The organism is Paenibacillus sp. GL_099_B, from assembly GCF_057835695.1.
In genome coordinates this window covers 3,658,622-3,685,001 of record NZ_CM174430.1, presented here as the reverse complement: position 1 = coordinate 3,685,001, position 26,380 = coordinate 3,658,622, and the positions used below count along the sequence as shown (strand labels likewise).

Sequence of the window (26,380 nt, the reverse complement as noted above, 5' to 3'; positions counted from 1 at the left end):
TTCATAGGAATGGATGGAGAAGGTTTCAAGCTCAAGAGTCGCCAATGTGGCGACTTTTGAGCTTGAACTGCGTTTTAGGGTCTGAATAATGCAATTCATCCCAATTCGACTCCGAAACCTATGCTAAAATAGTATATTCGAGAGTGAAATTCAGAGTCGATGTCGATGAAAGGAGGATGTTCCCCCATGTTCAATATTGCAATCTGTGATGATGAGGAGCAGCTATATACAGTAAGGAAGGGGGGTTCGTTCTGCATCTCATTTCGCAGGGCGATTTATAAGAAATATTAATATATCTGAGGAAGCTCCTTTGATAATTGAGGATCACTTAGATTATTTCTACGAACAAATTGTAAATGTGTCGCGGGACAAGAACATTGTTCCATACAAGTCGCTATTATAGCGGCTTTTTTGTTTTAAGGAACCAAGTTCTTGTCCCAAGCTAAGGACAAGAACTTGGTTCCTTTGCCGAAAAGGACAAGAATATTGTGTCATTTCGGATTAGATTGTTATCTGAATATTATCATGACAGAACTTATGTGGCGAGATAAAAGCACAATTCGCTTTCTGAAGGCAAGAACTCAGTTCCATTGCTGAAAAGATTGGGAACATGGTATCAATGTCGATTAGAATATTTTATCTGTTTCATTAAGCTAACGTTACTTGGGAATGATGTTGTTGGTTTCATATCTATAGTCCATGTATTAGCAGTAGGGTCTGCGAATGGTTATCTGCATATAACCGGACTTGCTGTTCATAATGATTTTCAACGTCATAAAGTAGGAACTGATCTGCTACGATACACTGAAAATTATGCGAAAGAGAGCGGAATATCCAGCATTATTTTATGTACCGGGATGAAACGAACGGGTGCCCATGCTTTCTACGAGCATAATGGCTATGACAAAGATTCATACTGCTTTGATAAGATTATTAAAATTGGCTGATTGATAATCATTTTTCTTTTCAACTAACGGGAAACGATACCTCTATACAACTAAGAAAGCAGCTGACCAATCTGTGAACTGCACCCCAATTGTTAGACACTATCTAGCAATTGGAGGTGCAGTTTTTTTTGTCGAAATTTAATTTAGACTTGAAGATAGAAGCTATTCATCAACACTTATCAGGAAATGAAGGGATTAAAAGCATTGCGAAATCCTTAGGAATTAATCATGAAGTTCTGCGTATGTGGATCAAGCAATACGAATATCACGGTATAAAAGCTTTTGAAAAAACCTATACAGCTTACTCCCTTCCATATAAACTAGACGTACTCAACTATATGAACGAAAATGGGACGTCTCCAAATGAAGCAGCTGTCATTTTCAATATCTCTTCTCCAGGGGTTATTCGAAGATGGCGTAGTCAGTTCAATGAAAATGGAATCGACGCCCTAAAACCAAAGATAAAGGGGCGTCATCATATGACTGATAAGAATAAAAAAGGGCTTAAAAAGAAAGAGCCTGCCGAGGGATCACTTGAAGCTCTACAAGCTGAATTAGAACGTTTGCGAATGGAAAACGCCTACTTAAAAAAGTTGAATGCCTTAGTTCAAAACAAGGAAAAATCACCAAACAAGACAAAGCACAAGTAGTCTATGAATTAAGGCTTGAATTCCCGGTGGTTGCATTGCTAGCGTTCGCTGAAGTCCCACGTAGTACCTTCTATTACTGGGTGAAACAGTTTGGCAAGCCCGATCTAGACATAGACCTGAAACTTCTTATTCGCTCCATTTATGAGGAACATAAGGGACGTTATGGCTATCGCCGTATCCGTGATGAACTCTTTAATCGTGGACACCGAGTTAACCATAAAAAGGTACAACGTATCATGAAAGAATTAGGCTTGAAATCTGTGGTACGCATGAAAAAATATCGTTCCTATAAAGGAACCGTAGGTAAAATTGCACCTAACGTACTCGATCGTAATTTTCAAGCGAAAAAACCAAATGAGAAATGGGTCACCGATATTACGGAATTCAAGTTGTTTGGAGAAAAGCTTTATTTATCACCTGTTATGGACTTGTTTAACAGTGAAATTATCACTTACACAGTAGGGTCTCGCCCTACGGTATTCATTAGTCTCCGAAATGCTAAATAAAGCCTTTAAACGCTTATCCAGCGAAGATGAGCTCCTCCTGCATTCGGATCAAGGCTGGCACTACCAGATGAAGCAGTATCGACAGGCTTTAAAGAAACAAGCGATTACCCAGAGCATGTCACGCAAAGGGAATTGTTACGATAACGCAGTAATGGAGAACTTCTTTGGCATTATGAAGTCAGAGTTTCTTTATCTTCATGAGTTTGAAAGCGTAGATCACTTCAAGCAAGAACTAGAACGATACATGGATTACTACAATCACAAACGCATCAAGTCAAAATTAAAAGGCATGAGCCCGGTACAATACCGAGCTCATGCCAAACAAGTTGCATAAAAATATTTGTCTAACTTTAAGGGGTCACTTCATCTGATCGGCTGCTTTTTTTCATCTAACGGACAATAATAAATTCTCTTCATTTAGTGAAAAATACCCTTAAAAGTGCTGAGAATGAGGGTTTCAGAAATGAAAAGATGTATCGGATCATTGCTAACAGTCATCATTTTCTTGATGACAATACAGCCCGTTTGTGCAAGGCCAAACTCGAGTTCCTCGTCCATGATGTCGATGCCGAATACGAGCGCTTGAAGCCGTTTGTCGACGAGTGGGTAAAGGAACCGACCACGATGCCGTGGGGGAACCGTGCTGTGTTGTTCCGTGATCCCGACGGCAACCTCATTAACCTCTTCAAGCCGGTGACCGAGGAAGCGATCAAAAGGTTCAGCGGTAGGGGGTGACTCATGGGGAAACAGCTTTGCCTCTCCTTATAGCCTCACTCAGTGTGAAATTGAGACTGGCCCTTGTAGCGCGGTACCTAGAAAGGTTATCTGTTTAGAAGGGAGGAGGCTCCTTTGATTCACTAAACTAACGGGAAACATTAGTTCAATAAAAATAAGAAGGCATCAAAGTGATCAACTGCTATTTCAACTAGCGGCTGACAATAGGGATCGTTGCAGAAATGTTGACGATCCTTTTTTTGTATACCTTTAGGGACATATTTCTCACTACTCATCTTTTAACTGTATAAAAGATTCAAGTCCTCCTAAACTTCTCTTCTTGGGGGCAGATGCTTATCAAATTGCAACTGGAAAAATCGCAAGTGTTCAAGAAGATATGGAAAAATGGAAAGAAACAGGAACTCTACTGGTTATAATGGACAACTTAAGCTTTAGCTTAAACTGATTCAGACCATTGGGTTGTTTGCTGTTCAATGGGCAAAAATATTTGGTGCGAAAAAAGTAATCGCGGTTGATATTGACGATGAAAAACTTCAAATTGCGAAGGAATTAGGCGCTGATTATACGATTAATTCTCTGAATGAAGATAATTCTGACAAAGGTTGCTGAGTATACGGATGGCATGAATGCAGATATTGTAGTTGAAGCAGCTGGGACGCCACAAACAGCAGCAACTGTGTTTGGATACGCCAAAAAAGGCGGCGGAGTTGTATTCCTAGGTATCCCGTATGCAGACGTTGCGATGGAAAGATTTTATTTTGAGAAAGTGCTAAGAAGTGAGTTAACCGTGTGGGGATCATGGAGTTGTGTATCCGCACCATTCCCAGGTAAAGAACTTGAAGAGGGTCCAGCAATGTTTGAGCTTTTAATGGAAAGAAAAGAACTGATCGGCAAGGTAATCATGTATCCAGAAAGCTGAGGGTGAATCTATGAATACTTTAACGGAAACTAGCACTACCTTAATGAATGTTGTCGAGGGACAAGAACATATTCCGATTACCGATTAGATGATCATCTAAATAATAAGCATATGTAGTTAAAACCTCATACAAAGACTTACACGTATAATGCGAATAGTGGCCTTCAGGAACTCACATATACAACAAGTACAGGTTCGTCTACAGTTAACTATGATTACACGGGGTTAGATCAAGTTAAAAGTATTCAAAGCTGTTGTTAAGAAGACGGCAAAAAAAGCTGCAGTTAAGGCAACACATGGTAACAGTAAAACAAGTAATAAAATACAACACGGTTATGAAATATCATACAAGTCATCAGGTGATGTTGTGAAAACGGGGATTAGTGGTCAACGGCTAAATAAAAATGGTACATCACCACGAGCAAATAGCCAAGTGAATAAATGGAATAAAGATGCAGGAAGTATAACATTCGAAGCAAAAGTGGTGAAAACTAACATGCGTAACAGACAGGAAGCCCTCGATTGGGAGAAAGCGAATGCTATGAGTCTATGGAAAAAAGGCAATTCAATGAGTAGACATCTACAACCACGTCCATGGGAAAAATAGAGGGAGATGAGTGTATTGTATCTAAAAGCATTTGATCTAGATTTGCCTTATATAATTGATGATGAAAATGTCGAATCAATAATGAAAGAAGAAAATTGTGAATATGACGATGCGACAAAAAAGGATTACGAGTTAAATTGGAAATGGAAACGGCGTTCATTTAGTTTGGAGACGCGTTGTATAACTGCTATGTTTGAACGTTTAATCGGAAAACAAAAAACGAAAGATTGTTGGAAAATTCTTGTGGATTGCGTTGAAAACATTTCGGATGAGAGGATTATTAATAATTCAGGAGTCTGTTTAGTTCAAATTAAATTTAATTTGGATGACTTCAGCGTAAAAAATGAGACAGAGAAAAAAAGAACGACGCTCCAATTGCTTATGAATGGAATTGAAAAACTGGTTTCGGATAGAAACTGGGATATTACACCATTTAAAGAGACTGCTCTGAAAATTGAAGAGTTAGGGTATGTAAATGAGTGGGTCTGGAAGAAAGTTATCAAGAGTCCTAAAAAGAACTATAGTGCTAAGGTTATTTGTCAACATAATGTAGAAAGCATGGATATATACCTTTCTATTATGCACCGAGACGGAACACAAATACTGTTAGAAAAAGTGATTTCAGAACTTCCGAATGAATTCGCCTATGCTAGGCATCTAGGTGAGCTTAAATGGATATCTGATTCTGAAGTTGCTTTAATTGATGAAGATAATGATGGGATGGTTTCAATAAATCTAGAGAAAGTAAAATAAATTATTAAAAAATCGACAACACGACGGGGGCCTGGGAGGCGGCATTGCTGATTGGAATCGCCTTACCGGCCATCGACGGAGTTTTCGAAATTAAGGAAGGGGAAAAGCACAGTTGAGCAATAATACAAAGAAAGCAGCAGATCTATTAGTGAATGTCGAGGGACAAGAACATATTCCTATTGAAGTCGCTAATTTAGCGGCTTTTTTATTTTATCGGTACAAGTTCTTGTCCCAAGCCAAGGACAAGAACTTGTACCGATTGCCGGAATGGACAAGAACATAGACCGATTACCGATTAGATGTATATCTAAACATTGATCATATGCACTTAAGACTTCATTAAGTACCATAATACACATGAAAATGTTCACATTGTTATGGGACATCTGACACGATGAAAGGTTAAACACTCTTGAATTTGGAAATATAGTCTTCATAAGCGTTTGTTTGCGTTCCTAGTGGACGATTGTAGTATTTACACGAAACCCGGAAATGTATATGAGTAATGATTGCTTCATACCCAGATTAGATTACCACTAATTGGGCGTTAAAACATAAACTTATATGTGATAAATTTAATAAGCTTTAAATTTACATATTGGAGAGTGCTAAAGAAATGTCTAAAAGAATACTTATTTTGATTTGCTGTTTTACTATAGTGTTGGGGAGTTTTCCTTTCCATACGATGGCAAAGGGGAATGGCAAGTATAATATTGAGCTTGCGTTAAACCCAAAAGAAACAGACTCATTTCTATGGAGTAACGCCCTAAAAGAAGGTAATAAACACTTTCTTAATGATGATTTCAAAAATTCGGATAAAACAGACGGATCTGCAAAATTGAAGTTTTCTATTGATGAAATAGATGAAACGTCAGTACATATTATTGGGGAAGGCAAGATTAAAGTTAAATCGATTGAAAAATTTAAGTTTTTAATGGATGGAGAACTTACGAAGTATACCGTAAATGATCAAACTGTCTATTTTGGTCCTGTTATTGCTGAGGCTAAAAATGAAAAAAACATAGATATCGATACGGTACTTACAGTGTACATTAATCCTCAAACAGAGGAAGTATATGTAACTGAGACCTATGGAACATTACAAAGTGACAACGGGGTTGGCATTTTGTCTTTTGGAGAGGTGCCCTCAAGTTACTTGGAATTAAAAGATCAAATTATTTCAGATATGGAACACGCTAATGAACAAAAGGTAGCATCACTTACTAAATTTGATCTGAACAGCTTTTTCGGATTAGGAGTGGCAGATGCTGAAACTCTTGTAATGGCCTCCGCGAGTACGTTTAACTATAAAACATCATTTATGACTCAAGCGATAGGTAAAACAGGAACTGCTACAGGTACGCCTAGTAGTTTCCCAGCAGCAAAATATGCTACTTTAGGTGTCAATATATATGCTAGAGAGAGAGCACAAGCGGGAAATGGTTTTTCTATGGTCGAAACAAGGCTTTGGAGTAACACACCTGCTGTAGAAGAGTATCTTAAAGCTACCGAAGACAATATGTATGGAACAGAAGTGATGACGGCGTACTTGGACATGTTCGTTGTCGGTGCAGGTAATTCATCATTACTTCTCAATTATAGAAAAGATACAAGTTACCCTATAGATAGTACACCAGTTAAAGCATTACAAATTCCAATCTTAAAGGGATATCTGAAAAAATCTTTTAATCTATTGGCTACTACTTGGGCTGCTTATCAAAATGCAACATTAGGGGTAACTACTACCACAATAGATTCTAATGTGATGAGTAGTTGGAAGGCCTATGCTGAACGCAAAATAAGAAGTACGACAGGGAGCGGTGCAATTGCCAAAAAGGCCGATCTTCCAAGTAAGACTGCTGGGGTGACCTCATCCGCAGATTTAAATGGAGGTACTGCTGCATACTTCTTCTTTGAAGAGCAAACAGACGGGACAAATAAAATGTTTATTAAAGCTAAGGCAGTATACCTGTGTAATATTGGAAAATCACTAGCGTTCTTCGTAACGCCAAAAATTGAGACATATTATAATCATGAGTTTTAGTCAGTATTTTCTCATTAGAGCGACTTCATTAACTCAACCAAAATTTTAACGGGGTGTTCACTTGAAAAGAAAGATCATATATATCTTAAGCATTTTAATCGTTATCTGTGGTTTAGCATACGTAGTCCAAGAAAAATTCCAGGATAAACAAAACGATATCCCACATACTTTATATTTATTAAACGGAGTAATATGGCAAACTCAATTGCGAATAAGTGATACGTTGACCTATGCGGTAGAGAATAATAAACTTGAAACAGAATTTGTTCGTTCATTGCTGACACTTAACGGTTATGAATCCGATGCCTTGTATGTTGCTCTTGAAAGGAAGTATCAACATCTATTAAATGGCCCGAATACGAGTGACTATATTTATCTAAAAATCAAAGAAAATAACCCTACTGCGCAACAAATGGATCTCTTAAAAAAATTATCTATTTTCTATAAAGACCTTTCATTACAGCAGAGTCAATTAATCAATGAAGATGGAATATTTAATGAGAAGGTCTGGGGAAATATTCTGTCGATAGATAAGGAAATAAATACGCTAGTTTCGCTTATTAAATAAATTGAGTCGCTTATAATATTTATTTACTAATAGTATCTAAGGTTTTGTGGGGTACTTGTCAAAAATGCACTTAGGCGGGATTACTTACAACCTATAACCGGTAGGAGTAAAAGATGATAGGTAATGTAGAATTGTCTTGTGATACTGACTATTTAAGTTCATGACCGGCAGGGACTGCACAATAAGACTAAAAATGCAGCTGATCAATGTGATCGGCTGTTTTTGTTTAAATAACGGTTGTTTAAAAAGCAAGGTGATTTCGGAGAATCGGAATAAAGGATGACACCAAATACAAAACCAGGATGACACTTGTCGAAGGACAAGAACATATTCCCATTGAAGTCGCTAATTTAGCGGCTTTTTTATGTATCGGTACAAGTTCGTGTCCCGAGCCAAGGACAAGAACTTGTACCGATTGCCGGAATGGACAGCATAGGAGATGGTCGACCATGCTTGAAGAGTTCATGGGAAAGGGGCGGCTCTGTTTATTGATTTGCAAGGTTGACGACAAGATCGCGCTCGACAGGTTTGTCCGAAGGGGTCTGGACAACCCGCTTCGGGAATACTTCCATGGCGATACGGAAGTCGACATGGCCAGAAAAGGAATTGAGCTGAGCGTGAGCCCTTACGAGGAACCCCGGCTCGACGTACCTACATTCTCTATTGACACTTCAGGGGAATACACGCCCTCCATTAAAGAACTATGCAGGAAAATTTTCGGTGAATAGGATAGAGGTGATCTAGAAAAAGAAAAGATATTAATCAACGAGAAGCCAAAAGACCCGAAATCTGAAAAGCTATTCCATCGTCAATAAGAAATTTACGTTAAACTCTAACGAAGAACGATAATTCAAATGAACAAAATGCAATTGGTTTTATTTTGAAAAGAACTTTCCATTATATCCAGAGGAATATTACATTTATATCCATATATATTGCCCCTAGTGACAGCTACAATGGTATTACCCCAACTTGGCGACATCGGAAGCAAGGATTTATTCCGATACTCATCATTTTAGAAATAATACAAAGAATGATTGAAAGGGAAAATTCGAGACAGAAAAGCTATGGTGAAACACGGTTCGAAAAAGGGAACTTACCAACTTTAAATATGTTAAAAAAGATGGTGAGAGCTGGTTATGAGACAGAATTTGAAATTTCTATTGTCCAACCAGGGGTATCAATATTAGATATCACAAACTCTATGAAACAAATTATCCTAGCAACAGATACTTATTTAAAAGATACGTTTGGTTTACGTTTGACATGCTTTTTTAGTAATTAGTTGGATGGATATTTGTGGCTTACAAAGACATAAAAAAGAGCGTGCAACTGTAAGGAGTTGTACGCTTATGCCGAAAAGGACAAGAACATTGTGTCATTGACGGATTAGATTGTTACCTAGATAAATGTCAGAACTAATGTGATGAGATAAAAGCAAAAATCGCTCTCTGAAGGCAAAATCTCCGTTCCACTGCTTAAATTACGGACTTTCGAGTGTGATATTTAATCTGTTCCAGTAAGCCAACAAACAGGTTAGCTTACTTTAATACAAATGAAGAGGGATAGAGGGATCAGAACTTGTACGGATTGCCGGAATGGACAAGAAGATAGTTGATCATTAAACAAACTCAGACAAACAAATATGATAATTATTTGTTGGAGATCGTAACTTCGGAGTCTTACCACCTGGCTTCCTGTTCATAGGATCTGGCTATTTCTTCGAAGAATCCTCCCAACGTATGGATAACCAAAGTATAGACTTTCAGCGAAGGAATGGTATTTTTCAGCGAGTTCGAGCTCCTGTTTCCCCCCTTTGTCGCGCCAGTATGAACACCGATATAAAATCCCCTTCCTTGTTCTGGTGATGCTATACCTTTCACTGCCTCCTCACAGACCTCTTCGCATTGCCTAAGCTGTTTTCACCCGAAGGCGTATTGGAAAGAAGTTGGCCAATTCAATTTCCCCCTATTTCAGCGGTGCCTAATTCGCGGCATAGATGACGGACCTCTCGTATAGCGTGTTTTTTTTGATTTAACGTTGCAATTTCTTGTTCAAAACCCTTGATAAGGAGGGGTTCATAAGCTTACCACAGGTTTTAATGCTACCTCAGTTGAGATTAAATAGAGGACTACTTTCAAAGATATTTTTAACTTGCTGAGCCATAAATTCGGGAGGATTGGGTCTATTATTTTTAATCCACCATTCCACGACGCCGACGTAAGCAGATGCCATAAATTGGACAACAACTTCTTTATCAATCCCATGATTATCGTATTCCTTTTTCATTCTTTCCTTTAATTTATTTATGATCACTTGCATCAACTGATCGTGAAAGCGAGTCACGCCTTTGTTGGTCAGCATGGAGGAATAAAATAAAAAATGATCATCAAAGTATTGAAACACGGGAAGAAATTGTAGAACACCTAGTCCCTCGCTCTCTGGATTTGCTACAGCACAGCGATGCAACATGTTACCTAAATGATATTCTATGGTTTTGTTCAGTAAATCATATTTATCCGCATAGTGAAGATATAGAGTTCCCCTGTTAATATTGGCCCTTTCTGAGAGATCATTGATCGTAATGTTGTCAAAACTCTTTTCAGTCATTAATTCAAAAAGGGCTTTATGGATTGCATCCCTAGTTTTTGATATTCTTCGATCCACTTTAGTCATTTGTTTAATCACTCCAATTTTGAATCATTACTTAACAAACTTCATTTCTTTGTTGATTAATAAACAAACGATCGGATATTAACCATTGAGTTTGCTCGGCACGTATTTATAATTTTAATAGATGCATGTTGATAATTCAATCAATGTTCATATATTGTGCGAATGAACAATCAAACATGCGGTCAGAAATGGAGAGGAGGAGAAAAATTTAAAATTGAAGCTTGCTATGACGTGATTTGTCCGATGTGTTGGCTTCGAAGTTCGCCATTAGAGACATGACGAATATGACAGCACTGGAGCTGAATTCATTGTAGATGGAGGCTTAACGGCTCAGTAATACAGAAAGGATACAAAGCGTTTGTGTCAACAATTCATCATATCGTAACCAATGGAGGTTTAAACATGAAAGTCGTTGCTATTGTAGGGAGTATTCGTAAAGATTCATATAATAAAAAGCTTGCTCATTTTATTAAGAATCGATACCGCGATAAGTTTGAACTCGAGATCCTAGACCTTAGACTGCCGATTTATGACCAAGATATTGAGAATGACCCTCCTGAAGAAGTCCAAAAATTCAAAGATCAGGTGGCCAATGCAGAGGCAGTATTATGGGTGACGCCTGAATATAATGGTACGATTCCAGGTGTGCTAGGGAATGCCATTGATTGGTTGTCCCGCGTGGACATGGTTATGAATGGAAAACCATCGTGGATCGTCGGATCCTCTATGGGGAATTTAGGTACAGTTAAAGCACAATTGCATTTACGAGAAATTTTATTCTCCTTCGGCATTTCATCTCCGCTTCTTCCTGGAAATGAAGTCTATGTAGGGGCCGTGCATGAAAAATTTGACGAAGAGGGCAATCTAACTCACGAACCGACAATTCAATTTTTGGATTCCGTTGTAGATAACTTCTTGACTTGGTTTAATCGTAATAATCGATAATTATATATTGGAGGATGGGAATTATGTCGGAAACTATCTCTGCGGCACAGGCGGGCACCATTTTACTAGGTGACCTGACCGTCAATCGTATGGGCTTGGGAACTAACCGTATTACTAACACGCCAAATTCACAAAATCTACTAAAACGAGCCCTTGAACTGGGCATTAATTTTATTGACACAGCACATGTCTACAGTGACGGTGAGAGCGAGAAGGCCATTGGAAATGCTTTGGCACCTTACGGCAATGGCCTAGTTGTAGCCACAAAAGGTGGTGCGACGGAGGCTGGTCCCCAACAATTACGACGCGAGTTGGAAGAAAGTCTGAAGAAACTCAAAACAGACCGAATTGACCTTTATCAACTCCATCGTGTTGATGCTAATATTCCACTGAAAGAGACTATGCAGGCGCTCAAAAGCTTCCAAGACGAGGGGCTTATTAGACACATCGGTTTATCTGAGGTAACGGTTGAGCAACTTCAGCAGGCTATGCAAATAGTTCCGATAGTGAGCGTCCAGAACGAATACAATGTGGTCAACCGCAAGCATGAAGCGCTGGTTGACTATTGTACTCAACAACAGATTGTCTTCATACCTTGGTTTCCTTTGGGTGGATTGCTTGGCGACACGGCCAAGGTGGAACAACGGGTAGCAAATATCGCCCACAAATTAGGTGTTCCAACTCGGCAAGTGGCATTAAAGTGGCTTCTTCAGCGCTCACCAATAATTCTACCAATTCCCGGAACACTTTCTCCTACTCACTTGGAAGACAATTTGCATGCAGCCACTCTCGAACTAAGCGAGGAAGATTATGCAGCGCTAACAAACTAATAACCAGATAAAAACTTCGTTAGGAGCTTGTCCGACCATCTCTTAGTTAGGTGCCTTTGATGCAATCTTAGGAGAGGTTACTTTGCGCGTAGCTAATCTTGCCAAGGGCTTCACCGACTTGCCTAATCTTACCAGTTTCCTGGTTGGAAATCGGCCCGAATTAATTGCTCCGAGTAAGACTACGATTTCATATTCCCCGGCGCCTGCCACCTTATACTAACCCCAAAAAAGGCCTAAGGGCCTTTTTCTCTTTTTGGCTTGGGCTAAAGAAGAGACGAGCAGCCAAAGGGAACTGAATAAATAAACGACAGTTGGTCTCACAGTAATCTAAAGTCATAAAAAGTGTGGACTCTTGAAATAATCGATAACAATACCAGAACCAGAACCAAATGGTTCTCCGGTTTTTTATGATTTCGTGTTTGCCTGAACGGAAAAGGAAATGAAGAACTAAAATATTCTTCAGGAGTGTACCCGTAAGGAACACAGGGAGAGCGTATCGCCCAGTGCATGTCGGATGCTTTCGGTTATTTGGACGAACAACGCTCTTACTTTCTCTGGATGGCTTGCTTCCGTCTTCTCAACCAGCGACTAGTTCATGAGAGTCTGCGGATTGGCGAAGGCGAGCATGACCTACTCCGTCTTCGGATCGAGGTAACTGAAATCCGGAACGTTCGGGGACTCCAGGGCCTCTTTTAAATGTTTCGTCAGATTGTTCGACATGAACGTACTCATCACGGCGATGCCAGTCGTTACGCCGAGGTACCGGAACAGATGCGTCGATGCGGTAACGAAACTGAGCTGATTATGCGTAACCGGATTTTGCGTTGCCAGGGAGAATCCCGGCATCCCGAGACCCAAACCGATACCGAAGATTATCGAGCACAGATCGTCATCGTGATGTTGTTCATAAAGATCATGAGGCCCATGCCAATAATCAAGAGTGGGATCGGCAAAGCGCTTGTATTTCCCGATTCTGGAGATCAATTGTTCGGTAATGATACTTGTGATCACCATACACTGCGACATCGGCAGCGTGACATTACCCGCATAGATCAACGAAATGGCCAGCACGCCCTGCTCGTAGAAGGAAATATAAATCATGGCTCCCATCATCAAGTTCGAAACCGTCACCACGCCGTTTTTAAACAAGTGGTGTGAGAATTGGTTCCTTCACTCCGGCAGTTGTCATAGCAGAACTCAGCGAGAGGACGCATTTTTAAGATACCATCAAACGTTTCGTAAGCGACTACACGCCAGGGGATACTGAGTTGAGCTCTCGCAGATAGGATACGTTTTTGTAATAGCCGACGCGTGGTTAAGATCGCGTCGAGCGGCTCCAACCGAGTAGCGCTTTTTATTGCCGACCGGACGCTCCGTACAGGCTGACTTGTCCCCGATGTTTTCGCCGGTAAGAGAGCCGCGTATACGGCATCTTCAGAAGCTCCACTCTGCAAGACAAGATGACCCTCATACTAAAAATCTAAAAGGATTAAACCCACTACAAAATGAAGCCACGGCTTCCACTTTGCTCATTTGTTTAATAGTTCCAATTTTAACCGTTAATTAACAAATTTATTTCCTTTGTTGATTAATAAACAAACAGTCGAATATTATCCATTGAGTTTGTTCGGTAAGCAATTATAATGTTAATAGATGCATGTTGATTATTCAAACAATGTTCATTTATTACACAAATAAACAATCAAACATGCATTCAAAAATGGAGAGGAGGAGAAAAACTTAAAATTGTGGTTTGGTCTGACGTTATTTGTCCGATGTGTTATTTTGGCAAAACCAAATTGGATTCGGACCTCAGCCCGAATTTTATATACCACAAAAAACAGGATTGAATAGAAATGGCAAGATTAACTGGTAAAGTAGCTGTCGTTACTGGCGGAGCTATCGGCCAAGGTGCTGCACATGTTCGACGATTTGTTGCAGAAGAAGCAAAAGTTGTCTTTACGGACATTCTTGAAGAAGAAGGAATGAAGCTTCAACAAGAAGTTGGCGGGAATGCGAAATTCATTAAGCAGGATGTTTCTAAAGCAGAGGAATGGGAACGAGTTATTTCCGAAACGGAAAAAGTATTTTGTCCTATTCATGTACTTGTCAACAATGCAGGCATAGCTCCTCAGTACGCACTTGAAAAGACATCTGAGGAAATGTTCAGAAAAGTTTTTGATATCAATCAACTTGGTGTGTTCTTAGGCTTGAAAAGCGTTGTGCCCTCGATGCGTAAAGCTGGGGGTGGCTCTATCATAAACATTTCATCTACTGCTGGAATCGTCGGCCAAATGAAACACCTCGCATATTCGGCTTCGAAGTTCGCCATTAGAGGCATGACGAAAACGGCAGCACTGGAGCTGGGTAAAGATAATATTCGTATTAACTCTGTTCACCCAGGAGCCATTAAGACTCGTATGTTGAAAGGATTTACTCCTGAACTTCTTGCTCAACTGGAAAGCGCAATTCCGCTTCAAAGAGCAGCTCTACCTGAAGAGGTAACCAGCCTTGTTCTATATCTGGCGTCGGACGAATCGAGCTATTCAACTGGAGCTGAATTCATTGTAGATGGAGGCTTAACGGCTCAGTAATACAGAAAGGATACAAAGCGTTTGTGTCAACAATTCATCATATCGTAACCAACGGAGGTTTAAACATGAAAGTCGTTGCTATTGTAGGGAGTATTCGTAAAGATTCATATAATAAAAAGCTTGCTCATTTTATTAAGAATCGATACCGCGATAAGTTTGAACTCGAGATCCTAGACCTTAGACTGCCGATTTATGACCAAGATATTGAGAATGACCCTCCTGAAGAAGTCCAAAAATTCAAAGATCAGGTGGCCAATGCAGAGGCAGTATTATGGGTGACGCCTGAATATAATGGTACGATTCCAGGTGTGCTAGGGAATGCCATTGATTGGTTGTCCCGCGTGGACATGGTTATGAATGGAAAACCATCATGGATCGTCGGATCCTCTATGGGGAATTTAGGTACAGTTAAAGCACAATTGCATTTACGAGAAATTTTATTCTCCTTCGGCATTTCATCTCCGCTTCTTCCTGGAAATGAAGTCTATGTAGGGGCCGTTCATGAAAAATTTGACGAAGAGGGCAATCTAACTCACGAACCGACAATTCAATTTTTGGATTCCGTTGTAGATAACTTCTTGACTTGGTTTAATCGTAATAATCGATAATCCAAAAAAGATTCTATAATCGTAAGTTTGTCAGAAATGAGGTGGACACACCATATCCTGGGCAACTTTATGACGAATAACTACGGTGAAACAGCCAAATCATCTAACAGTTCGCGATGGAGATGAAGCGCATTTGTTATCAAAGTAAATGGTTCGAACAAGCATAGGCTGGAGTTTCAGCCATTTCGCTCGGCACACAAGAAGTAACGGACTTAAATATACAAACCACATTAAATTGAAAAGAGGAGAAACAATATGAATGCAAAAGAGATCGTTGTAAAATTCATGGAAGCAGAATCCAAACAGGATGTTCAAGCCATGGCAGCACTTATGGCGGACGATATCGTATATGAAACGCCTTTTGCCCTGCCGGGAGTATCAAATCGTGTAGAGGGAAAAGAGTCGTTAGTGCAGATGCTGGATCAATTTATCGGTAAAGAAAATGGGATGTATTCTTCGTGGGATATTTTCAATGTAAGGGTTTATCCTACTGACGAACCGGATTTGTATTTTGCTGAAATGGACGGAAATGGGGTTGTGGCCCAGAGTGGCCATGTATACGAACAGTCCTATATTAGTTTGTTGCGCGTATCAGACGGTCGTGTTGGCCTCTGGCGCGAGTACTTTAATCCTATCCACTTGAAGGATGCGATTGCTTCACTTCAAGTAAATTAAAAGAAACTTCAGGTTCTCACTATTAGCGTTTTGCGGTGTTGGGTCGCGATTCATCAAATTCCGTGACTTGGATATTTGTCTTTTGTGCATCTCTGGGGCGCAGTAACTGGATTGTTCACTCAGCAAAATTTTCTGGGAACTTGTCGGCCGTAAGGATCATTCGAGGGCGTTCTTCATTTCATTTGGTGGATATATCGCGGCATTTAGTTGGAGAGGGTCTTTTCTCACATTCTCATATGCAGTCATTCATTTAATTCTGGTGCTGCTGTTTATTCCTAATTCACCGCCAGTACAAGTGGTGAATATTGAAGGAAATCAGAAGACAACGACTGTAGTTTTTCAAGGTATTTGCCTATGGACTAACAAGCTCGGGTCTTCTGATTCCTTATTATAGGGTTGAAATTGCTGTGCATCTTGCTCTGTTAAATTTGAAAGACCTTAGAAATCACGATTGGATATAAAGACGAAGGTATACCATAAGGCAGACATTGACTGTTTGCTATATTTAAACGGATATTGTTTATGCAAAGGTTTAGGTGCTAAACTTGTTTGTACTTGAAGTAGTAAAGGGACTTCTTAATATGGGGCAGTAGTGAACTGATTATTCATATTTAGTGCTATGATCTGCTTTTCCACACATTGAATTAATCAACTAAAAGTGTGGAAAACACGTTCATTAATTTTTGTGCCTTGAGCACACGAAAGGAATGAAGCTTAATTGAAAGTGGATATTTTTTTTGATACGATTTGTCCTTGGTGCCGCGTTGGCAAGCAGTTTTTATTTCAAGCGTTGCAGGAGTGGCGAGGAGATCCAATAGAAGTTGATTTTCGTTCATTTTTATTGGACCCGGACGTGCCCGTGGAAGGTCGGGATTATAGTATCGTAATTGACCAGTTTGGAGGTAAGGAAAGAACTGACCAAATGTTTGGGCAAGTATGCAAAATAGGTGAGTCATGTGGTCTCGAGTTTGACTTTAATCGGATTGAATATATGCCCAACACGATGCTAACACATCAGTTGATCAAACTTGCACCTGAGAATCAAAAGTCAAAAATCGTAGATTTGATTGCTAAAGCTTACTTCGAAGACGGGCTTGATATCGGCAGCATCAATGTATTATTGGAAATTGCCAAGTATGCCGAATTAGATCAAACGGATATAAAGAAAAGATTACTGGACAAAGAAGGGGTTCTGGAAATCAGAGAAGATGTAAGTTTTGCACAAAAAGCAGGCATTCGGTCGATCCCATTTTTTATAATCAATGGTCGGTATTCGATCCAGAGTCCACAGTCTGCAGAAAGCTTCCTGCAAGCTTTTCAACAAATTCAAACTCAGGAATCGAAGAACCACGGAACGTTTCATGACTTGGTGATTCAATAATTCCTAAGTCCGTGAGAGATGAATGTCTTTTTTACGTGTAGAAAGACATAAAGTTTATATGTCCAGGGGCAAGAACGTGTTTCCCATTGAAGTCGCTTATTCAGCGGCTTTTTTTATTTTTTTAAAATGAAAGTAAAAATAATATGTGCGCAGGCAAGAATTGTCCCATCAAAAAAAGCAAATCTGTCGATTTTTCATATCTTTCATAGGGGAAGGAAAAAACAACGGACAAGAACTTGTACCGATTACCGGAATAGACAAGAACATATTCCGATTGCCGATTTATGTATGTCTAAACATTGAGCACATGCACTTAAAAACTCACTAAGTACCCCATAACAAATGATACGATGAGAGCAGTAGCCGGAATGGACAAGAACATAGTCCGATTACCGATTAGGTGTATATCTAAACATCGACCACATGCACTTAAAACTTCATTAAGTACCATAATACATGAAAATGTTCACATTGTTATGAACAACTGACACAATGAGAGGTTAAACCCGTGCAGCTAGGTATTAAAAAGAAGAAATATCGGACTGAAACTAACTGATGAGGACAAGAACTTGTACCGATTGCCGAAATAGACAAGAACAAGTTCCTATTTCCGATTAGATTAATATCTAAGTGTAGAAGTTAGTCTCTTTTAGCGATTAACAGACTACAGGATGGATTATAATCAAGAGACCAGCTTCAACGCTAGGAGGTATTTTCACTGGAACTGTATTCCCATTTGAAATGGATAAAACAATTTCGTTAACAAGCACTTTAGCAAAGAAAAGGGAAGGAAGCAGAATGTTATTTTGGATCAAGGGAGGGGAAACATATGCAGATATCGTACTTAGTGCTGATTTGTCAATGTTAGGGACAAGAACATATTCCTATTGCCGATTAGCCGTATATCTAATCGTTGTTTGCCCGTTAATCCATTCAACTAACGGGCAGGTTAGTTGAACAACATCTCGAGGTTCTAATATTCTATCATCTATAGATACGATGGTCAGGATAGAGTTTTATTGGAATTGCCGGCGTATCTATTCGTCCAGCCATCTGACAAAAAAATAACTTTTGAAAAGGTGGATTTTAAAGAGTCGGAAGTTAATGTCCTTACCCCACAATACAAAACGGGGCATGGATTGGAAGGGTATGTATTTACAATCAATAAACAAAGTGGTAACGCATTCCCGTTGGAAATAGTAAAAGAGGGACAAATATCTAAGACGCTTCTTTATTCGGAATCTGAACCAACAGTAAATGCTGAAAACGATGCTTTAATTGTTCATCCAGCCACTGGTGCTGGCACCCCTGGGGAAGATACAAAAGACTTAAATTACTTACTTGATTTGAGTAATCAGGCTTTATTTAGTAAATATTCGACAACTCGTATACATGTGAAAACCTTGAAATCATCTTCTGTCTTTCTATACAAGAGTGAGCAGCCGGAATGAGAGGAGTAGGGAAGCAAACAGCCAGCCAAATCTTTTAGCAGCTCCGACATGATTTGTTAATAATTCGAGTTAGATTGCTTATCATATCTTATCTGAATCGATAGACAAGCTGTTTACGAATTACGCTCTACTGATAAATTCACGGATGATTTACTTATATTGGTTGTGTGCATAAGGAAGGAGGGGTTGCAATGAGAGATTCAAATCTATCGTCTACTATATGTGGACAGGCTTAATGGGAGTGTGTCGTCGAATAACTGGGCTGTGGCGCAAGGGATCATGTCTCGAGCTGAAGTAGCTGCCATACTTGCCCGCTTTATAACTTCGCGCTAGCTAGGCATCACCCGTAAAGAGCCTTGAGCAATCAAGGCTCTTTACGGGTTTCTTTCGGATTACTTATATCACCACGATTTTAAGTTATTACAAAATTCATTTAAATGAGTACATTTTTATAATTTCCCCGGTAGCTATAATGAAAATATGAGAGCTCCTCTTAATACAGCCGGAAGGAGGAAAGAAATGAAAGCGGTTTTAGAACAAGACTACGATTCAATTAAGAAGAAAAATAAATTTCTTCACAACGTCAAAAGAGACAAATGGTTATACGCTCTTTTACTGCTGCCCTTTGCCTATATCCTGATCTTCAAGTATGCCCCGATCTACGGCGTTGTTATGGCCTTTCAAGATTACAATATTTTTGCGGGAATACAGGGGAGTGAGTGGGTTGGATTGGATGTGTTTGAGTTCATTTTCCAGCAGGACAGCTTCTACCGTGCGCTCAAGAATACGCTGCTGCTGAATGTTTATGACTTGATCGCGGGCTTCCCGGCGCCGATTATTCTAGCGATTTTGCTCAATGAAGTGAGAATGGCGAAATTTAAGAAAATAACGCAAACCGTATTATATCTGCCTCACTTTTTATCCTGGGTGATTATTGGCGGCATGGTCTATCTGATGTTCTCCAACAGCGGCATGGTCAACACGTTCCTGGCGAACCTGGGCCTTGTGAAGATCGAGTTTCTGTCGCAGAAGGTGCCTTGGTTAATGACTTATATCTCGGTTGGCGTATGGCAGCATATCGGCTGGGGAACGATCATCTATCTGGCGGCAATGACGGGAATCAACAAGGAATTGTACGAGGCCTCCGATATTGACGGATGCAGCAGACTTCGCAAAGTATGGCATATTACGCTGCCCGGCATTAAGTCAACGATCAATATTTTGCTGATACTCCAGATTGGCAGAATGGTTTCCATAGGGTTTGATCGACCGTTTGTAATGGGCAATTCATTAGTCAGCGATTACTCCGACGTGATCAGTACATTCGTATACAGAGTTGGTATTAGTTCGGGGGATTTCTCCCAAGCGACTGCGGTAGGATTGTTCCAATCCGTCGTTGGCCTAATCCTGCTGATGGGTGCTAACTATATCGCGAAGAAATTGGGTGAGGATGGGATATGGTGAGCATGGCGAGCAGTTTAGGCAAAAAGAAAAAAATGAGCGTGGCGGATATCGTCATTATCGTATTTATCGTGACGTTATCCATCACGTGTATCGTTCCGTTCCTCTATATGATTGCGCTTTCTTTAAGCTCCAACGAAGCGATTATCTCTCAAAAGGTAGGGCTGTGGCCGGTGGGCTTCACCCTCGAAACGTACAAAACCATCTTAAGGGACGGGGAGATGCTGTATACGCTTGGTTACAGTATTCTGCTTACGGTTTTCTACACCGTGGTATGTATGCTCCTGACCATTTGCGGAGCGTATCCTCTGACGAAAAAGCGGCTGATGGGAAGAAACTTTATCCTGTCGGCATTGGTCTTCACCATGTATTTCAGCGGTGGTTTGATTCCTTCTTATATACTGGTTAAAAACCTGGGGATGATGAACACGGTGTGGAGCTTGGTGTTGCCGGGCGCCATGAGCGTGTTTAACCTAATTATCCTGAAGACGTTCTTCACCAATCTTCCAGAAAGTCTGGAAGAATCGGCTGCGATTGATGGCTGTTCGGATCTGGGCATTCTCATGAAAATCGTGCTTCCTCTGTCGCTGCCCTCGATCGCCACGTTAAGCCTCTTCTATGCGGTGGACAGATGGAACGGTTTCCAGGATGCCCTGTTCTACATTACGGATAAAAATCTGTATCCGATGCAGATGAAGCTGTACCAGATCATTTCGGCCAATCAGCAGCTGGACAGCCAGCAAGGCGGAGAAGGAAGCGCCGGCTCCTTCATTGTGCCCGAGTCATTGAAAGCGGCCAGCGTTATGTTTACGACCATACCGATCCTGCTCATCTATCCCAAGCTGCAGAAGTATTTCGTAGACGGCGTAATGACGGGAGCCATTAAGGGCTGATAAGGATAAAATTCGGATGGAAAGGGGTGATTGCCGGGCTGGGCTGGTGGATGTAAAGAGGCTTTGCGATAAGAATCAGTTCATATCTATCATTTGAAAGGGTGGTTTTGAGTGAATACTGGTATAAAGAAAAAAGCAGCCATTCTGTTTAGTACAGCGCTGCTTGCCGGTGTTATGGCAGGCTGCGGTGGGAATAACGGCAATAATGAACCGGCGGCATCAAACGGTGGATCCCCGGCAGCAGAATCATCTTCTGGTCCCGTTGAAACCTTGACTGTAGAAGTGTTCGATAGAGGGATTCAAGGACAGCCGGACTTGAATAACAACACGTGGACCAAATACGTCAACGAAAAATTCGGTAAGCCTAATAACGCCGTCGTAAAATTTGTTTCCGTGCCTCGTTCCCAGGAAGTCGACAAGCTGAACGTACTCATGGCTGCCAACGAAGCGCCAGATATTTCCTTCACCTACGACGGTACGACCGTAACCCGTTTTGCCAAAAACAATGGCCTTTATACGCTGGACGAATTGCTCGAGAAGGATGGCCAGCAATTGAAAGCTTATCTCGGCGATACCGTTCTTGACTACGGGAAATACGATAGCAAACAGGTCTCCATCCCGGCGAAGCGGACTTTGCTTGCCTGGAACGGATTGTTTATCCGCAAAGATTGGCTCGATAAGCTTGGACTGCCCGTTCCGACGAACAAGGACGAATTGTACGATACGCTCGTTGCCTTCCGTGACAAGAACCCCGACAATGTAAATGGCGTCATTCCGTGGGCGACTGCGGCTGCCGGCATGAACTACACCTTTGGCAATCTGGTTCCATCCTTCTGGAGTCCTATGTCAGAGGAAGAATTCGTTACCACCACCAACTGGCTGAAGCCCGGCAACAAGGATGCGTATAAATGGCTGAATAAGCTGTACGCGGAAAAACTGATCAGCCCCGACTTTGCTTTGGACAAAACGGCTAAGCAGGCGGATGCCGACGTAACGAACGGCAAGGTAGGCTTCTATGGGGCCAACTGGGATTATCCGATGGTGCAAAAAATTCGCGAGCCGCTGAAACAAAATGCGCCGGACGCGAACTATGTTCCGATCGATGCCTTCAAGAACGCGGAAGGAAAATATATCAAAGAGACGTATAATGAAAACGGACTTTTCTCTTTTATTCCGAAAAGCAGCAAACATGCGGAACTGGCTATGAAGTATCTGAACTGGATGGCCGATCCGGAAGTGTTGTTCTTCCTGCAGTTCGGCGAAGAAGGCGTCAACCACACGATGGTAGACGGCATCCCGCAAGGGATTGCGCAAACCGGCGAAAATATGCAGATGAGCAATCTCAATCTGGATTATACGCTCGTTGTTAACGGCGCGGAGCTGGGCGACACCGAAAAGAATGTCAAAACGTACGCGGCAGCCTTGGCGACCGGAGATAAAGACTATGAGAAAATGGCTGTTGATTCCTATAAGATCAACACGACAGACGGCTATACCGGCTTTTACTATGGTGTCCCGAACGAAGCCAGCATCAAATACGGCAAAACGCTGGGTGATATGAACAAGCAAATGATGGATCGGCTGATTGTTGTCAAGCCGGCCGAATTCGACGCCTTGTATGACAAGTTGGTGAAAGAATATATGGACGCTGGCGGTAAAGCGGTTCAAGAAGAGAACGTGAAGCAGTACAGAGAAATTAAAGAGAGCAGCAAGTAATTCATAAGATACGGATAAACCCATCGTTTGCTAATGACCGTGGTTTATCCGTATTTTAGATTGCTATTACCGGGAAGCTTTGCTATCATTTCGAAGAAATCCACAAGTTCAGGAGGATACCCATGTACAAGGTCATGATTATTGATGATGAGTCGTGGGCGATTAAAGGAATTCGCAACGCCTTTGACTGGGATAATTACGGTTTTGAAATTATAGGCCAATTTACAAGCGCTTACAAAGCGTGGGATGCTATTCTAGCAGAGAAACCTGACTTGGTATTTACGGATATACGCATGCCGGACCTTTCCGGACTTGATCTCATGAAGAGAGCCAAATCGCATAATCTGGACACTGAGTTTGTCGTCGTTAGCGGATACGCGGAATTTAAATATGCCCAGGAAGCGCTGCGCTACGGCGCGCTTAATTATTTCCTGAAGCCTTTGGACGTAGATATGGCAGATTCTTTTATTGAGGAACTTGCCATGCATTTCTCCAAAAGAAGCGCGGCACGCAATCAGCTCCTTCTGGATGCGCTGACCTCGCCCAATGAGGAGGAGATCAAACGTTATTTGCCTCTTCCGGGTAGCGGGGAGGTATGTTACTACCAAGTGCTTTCCATCGATTTCGCAGGCGGCAACAAGGATTTCGGAAAGCTGCTCTCTTTGGAAGAAAAGCCTGTTACGGCTGTGGTCGTTGAATCCGGAACGAGTAAAAGGCTGATTGTTCTGATAACGGAACATAAAGCTTGTTTGGAAGAACTTTGGGATGAATTAGTCGCGAACAATACTGGCATGAATACGGTGGGCGTCAGCAGCATTTCCAGTCAGCTAACGCATATGAGCAAGCTGATTAAAGAGGCGGATCTGTCTGCCTCACAGGTTTTTTTGAACGAAATTGGAAGGGTCGTTCATTACGAACCGAAGGTTCATTTGGTGAAACCATGTATCGAAGAGATTAATCGGATCGTTCGGGAGGACCAGCCTGGCGACATGGATGCGTACTTAAACGGGCTGCAGGCATACTTCAAAGAACAGCAGCTCGGCATGAGCGAGGTTGTCTACTTATGGAACCAGGCAGTCGGGATCCTTATAAACGCCTACGCCGAAGAATTGAAGGATATGGAAATGGAATTCCTCAATTATTCCGAGATTAAAGAACGATTCGAACACTTCGAATCTTTGTGCAGCTTTTTGCATGACGTCCTCGCTTCCATTACGCAAGGGAACAACCGACCGTTGCAGGAAGGGGACATTGTATCTTGCTTTAACCGAATGGTAGCCTATATCGACGGTCACTATGAACAGAAATTGTATTTGAAAGATTTGTCCGCCCAGTTCTATATTAATCAGGTGTATTGCTGTCAATTATTCAAGAAAAATCTGGGCAAAACCTTCTCCGAATACGTGTCGGAGCTCAGGATTAAGAAAGCCCGCGAGTTGTTGAGGAAAACGGACCTGTCGATCGAGGAGATCGCCATTCAGACTGGGTATGTGGAATACTACTATTTCAATAAGGTTTTCAAGAAACATTGCGGAATAACGCCTTCTAAATTCAGAAAAAGCAGTTAACGATGAACGGAGCGGCAGGCCATGAAGACCAGTAGACTGAAATTGAAACATCAAATATGGCTTATCTTTTATTTCGCTATCGTTATATTTACAGTCATGGTGTTGTATTTCTTCAATAGCTTCTCTCATCTAACCCAGAATAGGGCCGCCAATTTTGGAAACCAAATGATAGAGCAAACGCGAAGCAAGATTGATACCGTGTTTAATGATATCCGGGTCAGCACCGGCATTGCGGTCAACAGCAAACTGATTCAGGAATATACCGTAGTGGATGATGATTACAAAAGGGCGTTTGATAGCGGTAATTATGCACTGGATCTCATGGATTATATGAGATCCTTTAATTCGTATGTGAGCGGAATTGTCATTGATGACGTTCGGGGGAAGCAGCTTTACAGTCTGGATTCCTCGGGCGGCGATATTTTCTTTCTAAAACGTTACGAAAGCTTTATCCAGACGTATAAGAAGGACCCTTCGCTTCGGGAAAAGGGGCAGTTCACCACTACTTTAAAAGACGATAGCACGGGATCGGAACAGTTTTTTTATATCGCGCCGATTTTGGAATCTATTGGTGGCATCTATTTCTCGCAAATAACAGGTTACTTCACCGTAATGGTTAATATGGACAAGCTTCAGGGGCTTGTGGAAAATACGGAATTGACGCCGCACTCCACTTTGTACATTCTGGACAGCCAGGATGAGGTTATTGCGTCCACGAATGCCAAGACACGAGGCATGTTGTTCAAGGATGTACTGTCTTTGAATAAGGACAACCTGCTTAACGGCGTGAACACAACCATCGACGGGGAACGTATTCTCGTTCAGGTCAAAGGTTTGGAGCAGGCGGATGGGTGGCGAATTGTTAGTTTGATTCCGGTTCATGAACTAACTGCGGACATGAACCCTATGAGGAAGGTCAGCATTATCGTGGGGATCGGGATTATTCTCATTCTGATTATGATGGGCATTTTCTTCATGAATAGCCTGATGAATCCGGTGATGGGGCTTGTTATGGATATGAAGAGGGTAGGGAGAAGGGACAGGGGCTTCCGAATTAAAGTCCGCTCTACCAATGAAGTAGGCTCGCTGGCTCGCGATATCAATCGGATGATGGATGAGATGGAGGAAATGACAAGGGATATGTTTAATACCCAAGCCAGATTGTACAAATCCGAGCTCAGCCAGAAGCAAGCGGAGTTTTCTGCCCTGCAGAGCCAGATCAACCCGCATTTCCTGTATAATACGCTGAATTGCATCAGCAGCATCGGATTGGAATACGGAAGCAGGGAAATCGCGCAAATGACGTCAAGCATGTCCAAAATTTTCCGGTACAGCATCAAGCAAGATGAGCTTGTGCAGATCAAGGAAGAAGTGGACTGTATTCAGGCCTATATAAAGATTATCTCTATTCGGTATGATAATAAATTCTCTATGAACGTGGATGTGGAAGAGCGGCTGCTTGAGTTGAGAACTCCCAAGATGATTCTCCAGCCTATTGTCGAGAATTCCGTCTATCACGGGCTCGAGCGGATGGACCAAGGGGGGCGGCTAGAGGTTACCGGGAGCATGGATGAGCAGGGGGATGTGTGCTTCTGTATCAGGGATACCGGAAAAGGAATGGAACCGGAGGAACTGGCCGCTCTCCAGGCTAAGCTGGACACGGATTATCCGGAACGCGCGCAAGACGGCCAACCGTCGCAAAGCATCGGATTAACCAATATCCATAACAGGCTTCGGCTCCTTTTCGGAGAGCGCTATGGGATCACCATAGAAAGCCGGATTGGCTATGGAACAACTGTAGTCGTTAAGATTCCGTCATTGGAATAGCAGGCAACTAGTAAAGGCCTGAATGG

General features: G+C 41.5%; 20 protein-coding genes and 4 pseudogenes. 22 read left to right on the top strand and 2 right to left on the bottom strand.

Annotated features, from left to right (window positions below; genetic code table 11):
- Positions 1 to 590: 590 nt before the first annotated feature.
- From AC3ITG_RS16780 to AC3ITG_RS16735, 10 genes and pseudogenes are all read left to right on the top strand, one after another.
- Positions 591 to 947 (top strand): GNAT family N-acetyltransferase, encoded by a 357-nt coding sequence (locus AC3ITG_RS16780; protein WP_489250705.1) that lies wholly within the window; start codon positions 591 to 593, stop codon positions 945 to 947.
- Positions 948 to 1,075: 128 nt separating this feature from the next.
- A pseudogene (locus AC3ITG_RS16775) lies at positions 1,076 to 2,437 on the top strand (IS3 family transposase).
- A 206-nt stretch (positions 2,438 to 2,643) separates the two neighbouring features.
- Positions 2,644 to 2,838, top strand: a pseudogene (locus AC3ITG_RS16770) (VOC family protein); the annotation flags it as partial.
- Between the two features lie 453 nt (positions 2,839 to 3,291).
- Positions 3,292 to 3,757, top strand: a pseudogene (locus AC3ITG_RS16765) (zinc-binding dehydrogenase); the annotation flags it as partial.
- A 229-nt stretch (positions 3,758 to 3,986) separates the two neighbouring features.
- On the top strand, positions 3,987 to 4,364 hold the full coding sequence (locus AC3ITG_RS16760) for a hypothetical protein (protein WP_489254479.1): 378 nt from the start codon (positions 3,987 to 3,989) through the stop codon (positions 4,362 to 4,364).
- 15 nt (positions 4,365 to 4,379) lie between these two features.
- Complete coding sequence (locus AC3ITG_RS16755) at positions 4,380 to 5,117, top strand: hypothetical protein (RefSeq protein ID WP_489250704.1); 738 nt, start codon at positions 4,380 to 4,382, stop codon at positions 5,115 to 5,117.
- A 112-nt stretch (positions 5,118 to 5,229) separates the two neighbouring features.
- A complete protein-coding gene (locus tag AC3ITG_RS16750; protein WP_489250703.1) occupies positions 5,230 to 5,400 on the top strand; it encodes a hypothetical protein in 171 nt (56 codons plus the stop codon).
- Between the two features lie 333 nt (positions 5,401 to 5,733).
- A complete protein-coding gene (locus AC3ITG_RS16745) occupies positions 5,734 to 7,161 on the top strand; it encodes a hypothetical protein (RefSeq protein ID WP_489250702.1) in 1,428 nt (475 codons plus the stop codon).
- Between the two features lie 61 nt (positions 7,162 to 7,222).
- Positions 7,223 to 7,729, top strand: a complete 507-nt coding sequence (locus AC3ITG_RS16740; RefSeq protein ID WP_489250701.1) for a hypothetical protein — start codon at positions 7,223 to 7,225, stop codon at positions 7,727 to 7,729.
- Positions 7,730 to 8,178: 449 nt separating this feature from the next.
- Positions 8,179 to 8,457 carry a hypothetical protein gene (locus AC3ITG_RS16735; protein ID WP_489250700.1) on the top strand — a complete coding sequence of 93 codons (279 nt, stop codon included), beginning with the start codon at positions 8,179 to 8,181 and terminating at the stop codon, positions 8,455 to 8,457.
- A 1,381-nt stretch (positions 8,458 to 9,838) separates the two neighbouring features.
- Here the strand turns inward: AC3ITG_RS16735 and AC3ITG_RS16730 are convergent.
- Positions 9,839 to 10,405, bottom strand: a complete 567-nt coding sequence (locus tag AC3ITG_RS16730) for a TetR/AcrR family transcriptional regulator (RefSeq protein ID WP_489250699.1) — start codon at positions 10,403 to 10,405, stop codon at positions 9,839 to 9,841.
- 402 nt (positions 10,406 to 10,807) lie between these two features.
- Between AC3ITG_RS16730 and AC3ITG_RS16725 the strand changes: the two genes are divergently transcribed.
- On the top strand, positions 10,808 to 11,350 hold the full coding sequence (locus tag AC3ITG_RS16725; RefSeq protein ID WP_489250696.1) for an NADPH-dependent FMN reductase: 543 nt from the start codon (positions 10,808 to 10,810) through the stop codon (positions 11,348 to 11,350).
- Between the two features lie 23 nt (positions 11,351 to 11,373).
- Positions 11,374 to 12,180, top strand: a complete 807-nt coding sequence (locus tag AC3ITG_RS16720; RefSeq protein WP_489250698.1) for an aldo/keto reductase — start codon at positions 11,374 to 11,376, stop codon at positions 12,178 to 12,180.
- A 430-nt stretch (positions 12,181 to 12,610) separates the two neighbouring features.
- Here AC3ITG_RS16720 and AC3ITG_RS16715 read toward each other — a convergent pair.
- Positions 12,611 to 13,332 (bottom strand): annotated as a pseudogene (locus tag AC3ITG_RS16715) (MFS transporter); the annotation flags it as partial.
- Between the two features lie 704 nt (positions 13,333 to 14,036).
- Between AC3ITG_RS16715 and AC3ITG_RS16710 the strand changes: the two are divergent.
- From AC3ITG_RS16710 to AC3ITG_RS16665, 10 genes are all read left to right on the top strand, one after another.
- Entirely contained in the window at positions 14,037 to 14,774 is a 738-nt protein-coding gene (locus AC3ITG_RS16710; RefSeq protein ID WP_489250697.1) for a glucose 1-dehydrogenase, read from the top strand.
- Between the two features lie 65 nt (positions 14,775 to 14,839).
- Positions 14,840 to 15,382 carry an NADPH-dependent FMN reductase gene (locus AC3ITG_RS16705; RefSeq protein ID WP_489250696.1) on the top strand — a complete coding sequence of 181 codons (543 nt, stop codon included), beginning with the start codon at positions 14,840 to 14,842 and terminating at the stop codon, positions 15,380 to 15,382.
- Between the two features lie 234 nt (positions 15,383 to 15,616).
- Positions 15,617 to 16,057 carry a nuclear transport factor 2 family protein gene (locus tag AC3ITG_RS16700; protein ID WP_489254478.1) on the top strand — a complete coding sequence of 147 codons (441 nt, stop codon included), beginning with the start codon at positions 15,617 to 15,619 and terminating at the stop codon, positions 16,055 to 16,057.
- A gap of 724 nt (positions 16,058 to 16,781) precedes the next feature.
- Positions 16,782 to 17,438, top strand: a complete 657-nt coding sequence (locus AC3ITG_RS16695) for a DsbA family oxidoreductase (RefSeq protein ID WP_489254477.1) — start codon at positions 16,782 to 16,784, stop codon at positions 17,436 to 17,438.
- A 1,019-nt stretch (positions 17,439 to 18,457) separates the two neighbouring features.
- A complete protein-coding gene (locus AC3ITG_RS16690) occupies positions 18,458 to 18,889 on the top strand; it encodes a hypothetical protein (protein ID WP_489250695.1) in 432 nt (143 codons plus the stop codon).
- A gap of 519 nt (positions 18,890 to 19,408) precedes the next feature.
- The gene (locus AC3ITG_RS16685) at positions 19,409 to 20,353 is read left to right on the top strand and encodes an ABC transporter permease (protein WP_489250694.1); all 945 of its coding nucleotides are present in this window, start codon (positions 19,409 to 19,411) and stop codon (positions 20,351 to 20,353) included.
- Entirely contained in the window at positions 20,347 to 21,243 is an 897-nt protein-coding gene (locus AC3ITG_RS16680) for a carbohydrate ABC transporter permease (protein ID WP_489250693.1), read from the top strand. The genes AC3ITG_RS16685 and AC3ITG_RS16680 overlap by 7 nt, the downstream gene beginning before the upstream one ends.
- Before the next feature lie 111 nt (positions 21,244 to 21,354).
- Entirely contained in the window at positions 21,355 to 22,959 is a 1,605-nt protein-coding gene (locus AC3ITG_RS16675) for an extracellular solute-binding protein (RefSeq protein ID WP_489250692.1), read from the top strand.
- Between the two features lie 122 nt (positions 22,960 to 23,081).
- Positions 23,082 to 24,527: a helix-turn-helix domain-containing protein gene (locus tag AC3ITG_RS16670; RefSeq protein ID WP_489250691.1), complete on the top strand. Its 1,446-nt coding sequence runs from the start codon at positions 23,082 to 23,084 to the stop codon at positions 24,525 to 24,527.
- A gap of 21 nt (positions 24,528 to 24,548) precedes the next feature.
- Positions 24,549 to 26,354: a cache domain-containing sensor histidine kinase gene (locus AC3ITG_RS16665; RefSeq protein ID WP_489250690.1), complete on the top strand. Its 1,806-nt coding sequence runs from the start codon at positions 24,549 to 24,551 to the stop codon at positions 26,352 to 26,354.
- The last annotated feature ends 26 nt before the right edge of the window (positions 26,355 to 26,380 follow it).